General features: G+C 64.1%; 11 protein-coding genes. 3 read left to right on the top strand and 8 right to left on the bottom strand.

Features of this window, described 5'->3' with window-relative positions; translation table 11 throughout:
- Positions 1-12 precede the first annotated feature (12 nt).
- Positions 13-489: a tripartite tricarboxylate transporter TctB family protein gene (locus tag ACFOSU_RS04480; protein WP_380686884.1), complete on the bottom strand. Its 477-nt coding sequence runs from the start codon at positions 487-489 to the stop codon at positions 13-15.
- A 74-nt stretch (positions 490-563) separates the two neighbouring features.
- A complete protein-coding gene (locus ACFOSU_RS04475; protein ID WP_380686882.1) occupies positions 564-1,535 on the bottom strand; it encodes a Bug family tripartite tricarboxylate transporter substrate binding protein in 972 nt (323 codons plus the stop codon).
- A 919-nt stretch (positions 1,536-2,454) separates the two neighbouring features.
- Here ACFOSU_RS04475 and ACFOSU_RS04470 point away from each other — a divergent pair.
- Positions 2,455-3,552, top strand: a complete 1,098-nt coding sequence (locus ACFOSU_RS04470; protein ID WP_380686880.1) for a GGDEF domain-containing protein — start codon at positions 2,455-2,457, stop codon at positions 3,550-3,552.
- A 175-nt stretch (positions 3,553-3,727) separates the two neighbouring features.
- Here ACFOSU_RS04470 and ACFOSU_RS04465 read toward each other — a convergent pair whose 3' ends face one another.
- The gene (locus ACFOSU_RS04465; protein WP_380686878.1) at positions 3,728-4,000 is read right to left on the bottom strand and encodes a DUF4235 domain-containing protein; all 273 of its coding nucleotides are present in this window, start codon (positions 3,998-4,000) and stop codon (positions 3,728-3,730) included.
- A 606-nt stretch (positions 4,001-4,606) separates the two neighbouring features.
- Between ACFOSU_RS04465 and ACFOSU_RS04460 the strand changes: the two genes are divergently transcribed.
- Together ACFOSU_RS04460 and ACFOSU_RS04455 are read left to right on the top strand one after the other, a co-directional pair.
- Positions 4,607-5,668, top strand: a complete 1,062-nt coding sequence (locus tag ACFOSU_RS04460) for a 3-deoxy-7-phosphoheptulonate synthase (RefSeq protein WP_380686876.1) — start codon at positions 4,607-4,609, stop codon at positions 5,666-5,668.
- 180 nt (positions 5,669-5,848) lie between these two features.
- A complete protein-coding gene (locus tag ACFOSU_RS04455) occupies positions 5,849-6,925 on the top strand; it encodes a GGDEF domain-containing protein (protein WP_380686874.1) in 1,077 nt (358 codons plus the stop codon).
- An 85-nt stretch (positions 6,926-7,010) separates the two neighbouring features.
- Here ACFOSU_RS04455 and ACFOSU_RS04450 read toward each other — a convergent pair whose 3' ends face one another.
- From ACFOSU_RS04450 to ACFOSU_RS04430, 5 genes are all read right to left on the bottom strand, one after another.
- Positions 7,011-7,871 (bottom strand): MBL fold metallo-hydrolase, encoded by an 861-nt coding sequence (locus ACFOSU_RS04450; RefSeq protein WP_380686872.1) that lies wholly within the window; start codon positions 7,869-7,871, stop codon positions 7,011-7,013.
- A 181-nt stretch (positions 7,872-8,052) separates the two neighbouring features.
- Complete coding sequence (locus ACFOSU_RS04445) at positions 8,053-8,544, bottom strand: methylated-DNA--[protein]-cysteine S-methyltransferase (RefSeq protein WP_380689157.1); 492 nt, start codon at positions 8,542-8,544, stop codon at positions 8,053-8,055.
- A gap of 57 nt (positions 8,545-8,601) precedes the next feature.
- Entirely contained in the window at positions 8,602-9,960 is a 1,359-nt protein-coding gene (locus ACFOSU_RS04440) for a sugar porter family MFS transporter (RefSeq protein ID WP_380686870.1), read from the bottom strand.
- Between the two features lie 120 nt (positions 9,961-10,080).
- On the bottom strand, positions 10,081-11,607 hold the full coding sequence (gene xylB / locus ACFOSU_RS04435) for a xylulokinase (protein ID WP_380686868.1): 1,527 nt from the start codon (positions 11,605-11,607) through the stop codon (positions 10,081-10,083).
- Positions 11,608-11,889: 282 nt separating this feature from the next.
- Positions 11,890-12,210 (bottom strand): glycine zipper domain-containing protein, encoded by a 321-nt coding sequence (locus tag ACFOSU_RS04430; protein WP_380686866.1) that lies wholly within the window; start codon positions 12,208-12,210, stop codon positions 11,890-11,892.
- Positions 12,211-12,386 lie beyond the last annotated feature (176 nt).

Raw genomic sequence — 12,386 nt, 5'->3', positions numbered from 1 at the left:
AGATGGGGTCCTTTACAGGCCGAATGATTTCAACAGCGACCCGTGCGGGAACTGGGTGCCGAGCGCGTGAGAAAAGAAGAACAGCAGCGCGGCCGGCAGGAGGACGGCCACGACCACCCGCCAGAGGTGATACCCCCGTTCTCCGGTCAGGAGAATGCAGGCGCCGGTCAGCAGGATGGTGGCGACCAGAAACCCCAGCGCGTGCGCAAATGCCACGAAGGCCGCGAGCGCGGCTATGATCAGCGCGAAACGGCCGAGCAGCACCGGCATCGGTGCCGCCTCTTGCCAGATCGGCTCGTCGTCGGAGGCGGCCATCGCAATCCCGCGACGCGAGAACGTCTGGGCTATGGCGATGAGGCCCAGGATCAGTCCGATGATGGAAACGGTCCTGGGCCACATGTCCGGCGGCGGTGCGAAACCGGGTATGAACGCGGGGCGCGGAACGTACGCCGGGATCAGCACGAACAGCGTGATCCCGAACAGCGCCACGATAAGAATGCCTCGAAAGAGGACCAGTCGCATGGTTCAGCCTCGCCGTCGCTTGATCTCGAGTCGCGGGGGTATCAGCGCGAAAGATAGCCGAATTTCTTGGCCAGACCGTGGAACAGGTCGTACTGGTCCTTGGCGTAGGTCGGCATGTCCGTCTCGCCGATGGTCGAGATCGACCCGCGGCGCTCTGCCAGCGTCAGCCACTTGTCGTCCTTCGCGACCTTGGCCAGCGTCTCGCGCCATTTCTTGACGACGTTGTCAGGCAGACCCTTGGGCCCGTACAGCGCGCTCCAGCCGGTGATCTTGCCGGCCTGCTCGTAGCCCAGCTCGGCCGCGGTGGGCACTTCGGGCAGGTTTTCCATACGCTTGGGTGCGAACACCATCAGCGGCTTCATGTCGCCGCTCTTGATATGCGGCATCAGCGAGCCGGCAGCGATGGCCAGGAAATCCACATGGCCGCCCAGCAGGGCCGTCGCCAGCGCGCCGCCGCCCTTGTAGGGCACCAGGGTCGCGGCGGTGAGCGGGTCGAGCCCGGCGTCGGACAGCAACGCCTGCACGGTGAAACCGTCGATCGCGGTTGCACCGGACGCGGCGTAGGTCATGCCGCCCTTGTCGTTCTTGATGGCCGTGAGCAGATCCTTGACGTTGTCGTATTCCGAATCGCCCTTGACGGCCAGGATCATTGGTGTGGCTTCCAGCGCGCTAATGAATGTGTAGTCGTCCCAGGCGACCGTGGCCTGCGGATTGACGGCGGGGGTCAGCGCCATGCCGACGCGTGCCAGCAGCAGGGTCTGGCCGTCAGGATCGGCCTTGGTCACGAAACGTGCGCCGTTCATGCCGCCAGCGCCCGGCTTGTTGATGACGGTGATGGGCTCGCCAAGATAGCTCTTGGCGGTTTGCGATAACGCCCGACCGGCAAGGTCGGACGCGCCGCCCGGGCCGTAGGGGACGACGAGCGTGACCGGACCGCTTGGATAATCCTGAGCGGAGGCGGTACCCATCACGAACACTGCCGCAACCGCGAGACTTATCAAGATTGATTTCATGAATTCCCCATATCTGAAATTGAATGTTGTCACTGACATATAAATTTTATTCGATTATCTTGTTTTAAAGAGTTCCACAGCGTGGCCCTGAAATCAAGTCGGGCGTGGCATATGCTGATCATATTGAGAAAATTATTAATTCCTGATAATGAAATTTAAGTGCCATCCGGTAATCGATATTGGCTCGTGCTTGCTATTTAATAGTGCGCCAACTAGTTGATTGGGCGTTTTATCTATTCATTCTGGATAAATGATAGCGAACGAAAGCTCGATCTGAGCGATATCGGTTCGTGCGCGACCGTTTAGATGGCGCCTGACGACAGCCATGAACGGCAACCGGTCGATTCGATGGGTTATCTGCGAACTCGCTGGCCGTTGGGCGATTATCACTGTGCGGCTCGGTTGGATAATCGTCGGTTGGATCCGCTCGCACGGGCGCCAGGCCCGATGAAGCTGCGGTCGTATCGCAGCACGGCGCCGCTTTCGTCTCGGGTGCGACCGGCGGCGACGAAATCGGGATCTGATCCAGACCTCTCGCGACGGGGCCAAGCCGGGGCGTACCGACGGTATCGGTGACTTCGTGCAGCGGGCATCCGGGAACACCGTCCGCGTCAGACGTCGGTAATGATACAAAAACCGATGGATGGGGCCTTCAGCTATTTCCCGAGGCGCCGAAATGTAGTCTACTGCTGTTGTACGCTGGCGGACTTGCAGGCGCCGGCATTGCTGGCTGGTGGCGTGCAGCCCGATTGGCCGAAACGCGGCGCGGTCGTGTTTTTCAATCTTGAGCGGTATGCCTCCGCTCACAGGCGTGCCTTGCGCGCATCCGAAACGGCGTCAAGCCGTCGGGCAGACAGGGGGACCCATGTTGCTTGAGAAAGGATCTCGTCGCAGGAGCGCGCACTCCGCCTTCTGGGTGATGACGCGGCGGGTAACCCTGCTCGCTGCCTGTGTGGACGCAGCGTTCCTGTGTTTTTTCCTGTTGGTCGATTCGCCGCTGCTGGCGTGGCTCAACGTGGTGAGCATCGCCATGTATGCCGTGGCCTACAGGCTGCTGTCTCGGCGCAGGAATCGTCCCGCGGTGATCCTCATCTGGATCGAGGTGCTGGGCCATGCCCTGATCGGCACCTTGCTGACGGGCTGGGACGCTGGCTTCAATTATTACCTGCTGATGTTCATCCCGGCGATCATGGTCAGCGGCGGCTGGCGTACCGTGACGCCGCCGCTGGTTCTGCTTTTTGTCTCCTATGTCGGTCTGCACGAGATGTCGCGGGTCTACGGTGCACTCGCCCCACTCAGTGGTGCGGCGCTTTCGGTGCTGTATGTCTTCAACGTGTCGATCTTCTTCGCCATGGCCAGCTACACGGCGCGGTTCTATTACGCCATGGTTCTCAAGACCGAAGGCAAGCTGCGCAACCTGGCCATCAAGGACACGCTGACCGGCCTGTCCAATCGACGCCACCTGATGGATCTCGCCCAGCAGGAGATCGAGCGTCTGGCCAGCGGTGACGGGGAACTCGCTCTGGTGATCGCCGACATCGACGATTTCAAGCAGATCAACGACGGCTGGGGCCACGATGCCGGCGATCAGGTATTGATCCACGGGGGCGCCGTCTTTCAGAACTGTTGCCGGGCCCACGATACAGTGGCGCGCTGGGGCGGCGAGGAGTTTCTCTTTCTGCTGCCGGACAGCGATGCCGCGGCCGCGGTCGAGTTCGCCGAGCGTGTGCGCAGCGCAATCGGCGCCATGCGTATCGAGCACGCCGGGCAGCAGATCACATGCTCGATATCTCTGGGCGTGGCCACGCTCGGTCCCAGCGAAAGCCTCGAAGACGCCATTGGCCGTGCCGATCGCGCGCTCTACCAGAGCAAGACAGAAGGCCGTGACCGGGTGACGGTCGCCGTGCCGGTCGCGCACGATGTCCCCGTCGATGGCGAAGACGATGTGCTGGTCGCCGGCCCTGGCGTCGATTTGTCGGTTGTCGACCGGCGTGGCAACGACCGGCGGCGTGCATGACAGCAATCCACATGCAAAACGTGTCGGCTATCGCAAATCGAACGGCCTGACGGTAGAAAGCGCGCTCTGTTCGCCACCCGAGTATTCGCCCAGGGCGGCAGCCCGGTTCTCCTGCGTTGACGGGGCAGGCAGCGTGACCACGCCGGATCGGCCCGAAGGGATCGGTTCTGGTGTGCTAGCGCGTCGGCGGATTGCGCCCGAGGGTCTGACGCCATGCTCCAGTGGCAACGCCACGACCGATCACGCGGGCGAAGGCCACGCAGAAGCCGCTCACGGCTGCCCAGGCCATGAGATTGCGCCAGTTCGCGTCGCGATCGTCGGCGTTGATCGGCGGTTCCTCGTGCCGGGTTCTGCGCCAGGCCTCGGATGCGCCGCGCCGCGCGAGCATGCCGGCGCCGATGGCTGTGCCGGCACATAACACCAGCCAGAGCGTGCGTTCTCGATCCATTGCGTTATCCCGTCGGTCTGTGCCGAGCGTCTATCAGAAGTGATGAAGGCGGTGTGATCGTACCGCACCGTCGGGTCGATGTCGGATATCCCCGCGGGCGTTGCTGCGGGCGTGCGCCGACCCAGGCGATGACTCGAAGGGGCCACGACCGAAACGGGCCTGTGTTGAGCCAACGCAAAAACGGGAGTAGGCTCTGGCAAGTCGTCAATGACGGACAACTCATGTCAGCACTGCACACACGAATCAGAACGAACACCGCGACGGCGCCGAGCGTGCCCACGCAACTCCGTGCTGCCACGTATTTTTATGGGTATTGGTTTAGCCGCTTAGGCGTCTGACCGTATCCGGTCGGGCGCCCCATCCGGGACGCCTGCCGACGAGTTTCAAGAACCCCCGGTTGGCCTCCCAACCGGGGGTTCTTTCGTTTTCGGCTTCGCAACTCGCAAAGCAACAGTCACTGAACAAGGAGATCGATCATGGATCGCTGTTACCGCTGGGATTTCTACGCCGCCTACGGCCGATTTAGCGAGGGCCATGCCCCCGCCGACGATGTACGCCAATCCATCTTGTGCGCCCCGAGCGGGCTCGAACATTCAAGGAACTGTGATGAACGCCAGTCTTGCCGCTGTCCGTAACGACCTCGAAACCTGCACCGAAATACAGACCCGCCACGCGCGGCCGCTGCCCAGTCCGGCGACATTGATCGAGTCCCTGCCGATAGCGCCGGGGCTAGGAGAGCAGATACGCCGGCATCGTGCCCAAGTGCGGGCCATCCTCAACGGCGACGACGATCGCCTGCTGGTGATCACCGGCCCCTGCTCCCTGCACGACCCACAGGCTGCGCTCGACTACGGCCGCCGGCTGGCGGCACTGGCCGACCAGGTCGGCGACCGTCTGCTGCTGGTGATGCGCGCTTATGTCGAAAAGCCGCGCACCACGGTGGGCTGGAAAGGCCTGCTTCACGATCCGCATCTGGATGGCAGCGACGATCTGGCCGAGGGCCTGCGTGTATCCCGTCGCGTGCTCATCGATCTGGCCGAATTGGGTCTGCCGCTGGCCACCGAGCTGCTCAGCCCGCTGGCCGCGAACTACCTCGAGGACACGCTCAGCTGGGCCGCCGTGGGCGCGCGCACGACGGAATCGCAGACCCATCGGGAAATGATCAGCGGCCTGGGAATGCCGGTCGGCTTCAAGAACGGCACCGACGGGGAACTGGCCACAGCCCGCGACGCCATGCAGGCCGCGGCGCATCCGCATACCCATCTGGGCGTGGATGCGAACGGCCAGGCCGCGTTGATTCGCACCGCCGGCAACCCCGATACCCATCTGGTGCTCAGAGGCGGGCGAACCGGCCCCAACTTCGACGACGAGCATATGCGCTCGGCACGGTGGGTGCTCGAAAGCGCCGGCTTGAACCCGCGCCTGATCGTGGACTGCAGTCATGCCAATAGCGGCAAGGATCCGGCCCGCCAGCGCGGCGTACTCAATGATCTGATCGCCCAGCGCCGCGACGGTGAAAACGCGATCGCCGGGGTCATGCTGGAAAGCAACATCAACGCCGGCAATCAGTCATTGCAGGCGGAGTTGCAATATGGCGTGTCGGTCACCGACGCCTGCATGGGCTGGGCGGATACACGGCAGGCGCTTCAGGATCTGGCGAATGGCTGACGGCTAGCGCGTCGGCTTGCCGGAACCTGCCGTGGCCCTGCCCGTTGTCGGCGGGAGGGTGCCGCGGCGGCCTTGTCCATTGGTCGCAGCGGTAACCCGGGTTTCAGGGTGTTCGCCTATAATCCATGACTCATGAGGCCTGTACGGTCGCGCGTTGGCGATGCGTACCTGGCGCGGGATTTGCCTGACAGGGCTGACAAGAACAAGAAATCGAGCCTGCCTATGGCCATGCCGTCCGGTTCCAGAGCCGCCGAACCGATCCCCGCCCACGTCCACCGCCGCCCGGTGCTGCAGGTTCTGCTGTGGTTTACGGCCGCCTTCGGGACGATATTTGCGATCCTGAACTACCGTAACGGCAACTACGGCATCATGGCCGCGGAGATCGTGATGGGCGTGTTCGCCCTGTCGTTGTTGCGCATTGTTCGCCGCACCGTCCATCTGCAGCGCTGGATTCTGGTATATCTCGTCCCGTTCTTCAGCGTGATGATGTACGCGCTGACGACATCGCTCGCCGCGCCCACCATATTCGCCTGGGTGTTGCTGATTCCGATCCTGTCGCACCTGTTGCTGGGGCGCTGGGTCGGCGGTGCCATGGCCGCGTTCTACATGCTCGTCGCCGGGGCCATCTTCTTCTGGAAATTCGGGCTCGACCCGGGCTTCGGCAACGCCCGATCGGTGGCGAACGTCGCGCTGGCCTCGGTCTGCATCTTCGGTTTTTCCTATGTCTACGAAGTCAGCCGGGAAAACGCGGAGAATCAGTTACGCCGCATGGCGCTGACCGATCCGCTCACCGGCCTGCCCAATCGTGCGCGCCTGGGCGAGGTGTTCGACAGCGAAAAGGCGCGTCATCTGCGCAGCGGTACGCCGCTGTGCCTGCTGATGATCGACCTCGACCACTTCAAGCAGGTCAACGACCGTTACGGCCACGACGCGGGTGATGCGGTGCTGTGTTTCGTGGCCGATACGCTGCGCGAGCGTCTGCGCCCCAGCGATCTGGCCTGTCGTCTTGGCGGCGAGGAGTTCGGTATCTTTCTGGCCGAGACCGAATCGCGGCAGGCGCGCGCCGTGGCCGAGGATCTGCGCGGAGCCATCGCCGCCGAGCCGTGTCGGCGGGCCGATCAAGCGATCGACTTGAGCATGAGTATCGGCATTGCCCAGCTCGGGCCCGACGGCGATGATCTGGAGACGTTGTTCAATGCCGCCGACCAGCGGCTGTATCAGGCCAAGATCGGCGGCCGCAATCAGGTCGTGGGTTGATCGGCGTCTGACCGGGAAGCGAGTGTGCCGGTTCGCAAGTACGTTACGGCCTATAAACGCGCGGTCGCTGGGGACGAACGCCGCCCTATGACGCGGACGCCTCGCAGCCGGCCAGCGACCACTGCTCGTCGTCGCGCAGTGCCTTGCCTTCGGCTTCGAGCTTGAGCAGGTGGGCGAGCACGTTGCGCTCGGCGGCTTTCTTCAGCCAGGGATCGGTCTTGTGATAGAGCGATTCGGCAAGGGTCTGGATCGAGAATGATCCGGCTTCGAGCCGGCTCAGGATCGACGCCTCGCGGGCCTGGCGATAGGACAGCAGCGAGCCGACGAGTTCACGCGGATTGCTCAGGACCGGGCCGTGGCCGGGCAGATAGAGTGCGTCCTGATCGCGTGCTAGCAGGCGCTCGAGCGAGCGGTAGTAGGCCTGCATATCGCCGTCGGGCGGATTGACGATCGACGACGACCAGCTCATTACGTGGTCACCGGAAAACAGCACCGTGCCGGTACCGGGCACGTTGTAGGCGAAACACAGATGATCGGAGGCGTGGCCCGGGGTGTGGACGGCCTGGAATCCGGCGACGGTATCGCCGTCGGCCAGCGGCTGGTCGCAGGCAAAGTCGTCGCTCGCGGCGGGCGCAAATCCCAGACAGGGCGCGCCGGTTCGTGTTCTGAGTTCGGCGACCGCGCCGTAGTGGTCGCTGTGGGCATGGGTGAGCAGAATCCGGTCGAGGGGTCGGCCGTCGAGAGCGGCGATGATATCGTCGACATGGGCCGTCTGGTCCGGGCCCGGATCGAGCACGGTAACGCCGTGCGTCTCATCGTCGATCATCCAGCTATTGGTGCCGTGATAGGTCATCACGCTCGGATTGGTGGCCACGATACGCGCGATGCCGGGCAACGCCGGATGCGCGATGCCACGCTCGGGCTCGGATTCGGTAAGAAAAGACATCCATCGAGTCTGCCCGCTTCGATGTATGCCTGCAAACCACTGCCATCGCAACGAAAAACAGTTTGGTCGACCGTATACTGACGGTCTGGCCGGATAGTCGCCCGTAGCTTGCCGTCGTGCTTGTGTTCTTCGGTGGCTACCCGCGCCACGCCTGGCATCGTGCCTGCGGCCGAACGCGCGTCTATTCGAAGCGGTGTCCCGCTTCGAAGGCGAGCAGGTAGCGCTTGGTTTCTATCCCGCCGGCGAAGCCGGTGAGCTGGCCGTTGGCGCCGATCACCCGATGGCAGGGTGTGATGATCGAGATGGGGTTACGGCCGTTGGCTGCGCCGACGGCGCGCACGGCCGCCGGTTTTCCGATCTGTCGTGCGATCCCGGCGTAGGTCATCGTCTCGCCGTAGGGAATGCCCAGCAGCGCTTGCCAGACGCGTTGCTGGAACGCCGTGCCGTGGAACGCCAGCGCGAGGTCGAACAGGCGCCGCTCGCCGGCGAAGTATTCGTCGAGCTGGCGTTCGGTGTTGCACAGCACCGGGTGCGTCGGTTCTTCCGACAACGCACCAAGGCGCACCCGCGCCGGGTCGTCGTTAGCCCACAGGACGGCGACAAGCGCTTTATCGTCGGCGACGAGCTTGAGGCGGCCCACCGGCGAGTCGATCCACTTACAGGCACGGTTCACGGGATCGTCGTCCGGCCGCGGCAACAGCAGTGTGGCGCCGGCGGGCACTGGCCGTGCTCAGCCGCCGGCGGGGTCGGGTCGCTCCCGGTCCTGGGGCACCAGCCGGCGCTGCAGCTCCTCGAGCGACACGCCCTTGGTCTCGGGCATGAGGAAGGCGACAAACACGACCTGCAGCACCATCATGAAGCCGAAGAAGGCGAACACGGGGCCGCCGTGGAAGGTGGTGAGTACCCAGGGCGTAAGCAGGGTGATAAGCGCGGCGAAGAACCAGTGCGTGAAGCTGCCCACCGACTGGCCGCGGGCGCGTTCGCGGTTCGGGAATATCTCGGAGATGAACACCCAGATCACCGTGCCCTGGCTCAGGCCGTGGGCAGCGACGAACAGACACAGCTGCAACGGCACCAGCGGGCCGCCGAGGTTGTCGGTGAAGAACGCGCGCGAGATCACGCCCAGCGAGATCAGATAGCCGACCGAGCCGATATACATGAGCGTGCGCCGGCCCAGGCGATCGATCAGGGCCATGCCGATCATGGTGAACACGACCATGATCAGGCCGATGCCGGCGGTGGAGAGCAGAGCGGCGCTGCTGCCCAGTTGCGCGGCTTCCAGAATACGCGGTGCGTAATAGAGGATGAAGTTGATGCCGGTGAACTGGTTGAAGAACGCCATCAGGAAGGCGAGCACGATGAGCAGACGATAGCGGCGTGAGAAGAAACGCGAATGCGCCTGCTGGTCCTGGGTGTCGGCGGTGCGTATTTCCGCGATCTGGGCGTCGACCTTAGCGCCGGGGTCGGCTTTTTGCAGCACCTCGGCCGCGCTCTTGTCGTCGTCGCGCTGAAGGATAAGCCAGCGCGGGCTGCGCGGCACCTGCAGGATGAGCACCGTATAGATGAACGCGGGTACCGCCTCGACGCCCACCATCCAGCGCCAGGCATCGTCGCCGAGCAGGCTGCCCAGAATCGCGTTGGACACGAACGCCATGAAGATGCCGAACACCACGTTGAACTGGTACAGCGCGACCAGCTGGCCGCGGCGATGAGCCGGTGCGATTTCCGAGATATAGGTCGGCGCGACCACCGACGACATGCCCACGCCGAAGCCCCCGATCAGGCGAAAGATCGAGAACCAGAATGGATCGGTGGCGAGGGCCGAGCCCACCGCGGATACGAAATACAGCACGCCGATGAGCAGCAGGGTGGTGCGTCGGCCCAGCCGGTCGGTCGGCCAGTTGCCGAAGATGGCGCCGACGACGGTGCCCCAGAGGGCCATCGACATGATGAACAGCCCGTGGGCGAGATCGCTCAGTCCCCACAGTTCCTGAATCGGTTTGTCAGCGCCTGATATGACGGCGGTATCGAAGCCGAACAGAAAGCCGGCCATACCGACGAAGATGGACCACTTGAGGATGGGCGTCATGCGCTACTCCGGCTCGCGTGCTGCGTCAGCTTGAACTGATCGTGTTATGTGAAGTTATCTGCTGTCGCATCATGGCAACAAATGAATGCGCCGGCCAACGGCGGTGCATACGGGTCGGACTCAGGCATCGGCGATCTGCGGATAATGGGCATCCAGGCGCTCGTGATAATGCGCGTAGACGTCACGATAGCTGTCGACGTCGGCCGGCTGCGGGGTGCAGTGCGTCGCCTCGTCCAGGGCCACCGCGGTGTCGCATAGCTCGGCCAGCGTGGTGCTGTCGCCGGCCTGGCGGTCGTGGCAGAACCGTGCCTGCAGGGCCGCGCCCAGCGCGGCGGCTTCGTCGAAGGTGGGGCAGATCAGTTCGGCATCCATGACGTCGGCCACGATCTGGCGCCAGATCGCGCTGCGCGCTCCGCCGCCGACCAGGCGCAGCTCGGTCGGGGCGATGCCCAGGGCGTTGAGCCGATCCATACCGTACCGCAGACCGAAGGTCGCCCCCTCGAGGGCGGCGCGACACAGATTCGCACGGCTGAAATTGTGGCTGTGCAAGCCCAGGAAACTGCCGGTGGCATCGGGCAGTGCAGGCACCCGTTCGCCGTTGAAGAAAGGCAGCAGGGTGATTCCGCCCGCGCCCAGCGGCGCGTCGGTGACGGCCTCGGTGAACTGGGCCAGATTCATGCCCAGCACCTCGCGTAGCTGGGTAGTGGCCGAGGTCACGTTCATCGTGCAGATCAGTGGTAGCCAGCCGTCGTGGCTGGCGCAGAAATTGGCAACCAACCCGTCGGCGGACACCGCCGGCGTGTCGCTGTGCGCGAAGATCGTGCCCGAGGTGCCCAGGCTCATGGTGACCACGCCGGCCTGGATATTGCCGGTGCCGATCGCGCCCATCATGTTGTCGCCGCCGCCGGCGGATACGATCACGTCATCGGCCAGGCCCAGACGCTCGGCCACCGCGGCGCGCACGGTGCCGGCAGGCTCGTCGTGGCCGATGAGTTCGGGCAACACCCGCTCCGGGTCCAGTTCCGGCGCCACCTGCGCGAACGCGTCGTGATGCCAGCGTCGGGCACGGGTATCGAAATAGCCGGTGCCCGACGCATCGCCGCTTTCCGCGACCCGGCGGCCGGTCAGATAAAAGTTGAGATAGTCGTGCGGGAGCATGACCGTGGCGATGCGGTCGTAGGCGTCGCGCTGATGGGCCCGAAGCCAGGCAATCTTGGAGGCGGTAAAGCCCGGCTGGGGCGCGACGCCCAACGCGTCGAGGCAGCCGGTTTCGCCGCCCAGTGCGGCCACCAGCGCGGCGTTCTCGGGCGCGGTCTCGGTATCGCACCACAGCTTGGCGGGGTAGACCGGCCGGCCCTGCGCGTCGAGCGCGACCAGGCCATGCTGCTGGCCGGAGATGCCGATGCCGCGAACCGCGCGCGGGGAGATATTGGCGTCCTTGATCGCCGCATTGAAGGCGGTTTCGAAGGCGTCGATCCACCACTGCGGTCGTTGCTCGCGGCGGCCGTTGTCGCCGCTGATCATGTCGTGCGCGCAACTGCCGTGGCCGCGCACGCTGAGTGTATCCGGATCGAGAATGACGACTTTGCTGCTTTGTGTGCCGCAGTCCACGCCAACGAACATGCGCATCCATGCTGTCTGGGCCAAGGCTGCAAGCGTTGCACGCGTGTCGTATGCCTGCAATCGTTGCCGTCATGGGCTGCCACGATCGGGGTGGGGCGTCATCCGCCTGATGCGTGCGCAGCCGCGCCTATGCTCGCGTTGTCGGCTTGATGGGGCGGCGCTGAATACGCGCTCAGAGCGACCGCCTGTTCATGATTCCAGACGAGCGATCACCGAATACGCGCGTTCGTGATCGCGCGGCCGCGGTGGTCGATCGGTCATGAAAACGCCGCCCAGGCGGGCGGCGTGGCGCGACTCGGCGACCGGCTATCGACCATAGCGATAACCGCTGTAGCGGTTGTTGTAGCCGCGGTCGTCATAGCCGCGCCGGTCGTCGTAGCGGTTGTCGTAGCCTTCATCGTCATTGCGCTTGGTGATCAGCGTGCCGCCGGCCGCGCCGACTGCACTGCCGATGAGTGCGCCGGTGGAACCGCCGATTTCATTGCCGACCGCAGCACCCAGCGCGCCGCCGATGCCACCGCCAAGCGCGGAGGAGAACGTGTTGCTGTCGAATGCCAGCGCCGGCGTGCTCGCGAAGGCGGTGAGCAGGGTGCCGATGGCCAGACTGTTGCGAAGTGACTTGTGCATGATGGTGCTCCTGAACGCGTTTTCGCGTTTTGTATTGTTCGTTCAGTATTAATTTAACGATAGTGGTGCTGAACCAATAATGAACGCGCATGCGTCGGGAAACATGCCGTGCGTCGGGAGCCGTCGCCTGGTATTGCAAGTGCCATTGGAGGGGTGTTTCCCTGCGCACCGCCAAA

This window comes from Salinisphaera aquimarina (assembly GCF_042643355.1).
Taxonomy (GTDB): Bacteria; Pseudomonadota; Gammaproteobacteria; order Nevskiales; family Salinisphaeraceae; genus Salinisphaera; species Salinisphaera aquimarina.
Note: the sequence above shows the minus strand (reverse complement) of the source record. Positions and strands in the feature narration are given on the sequence as shown.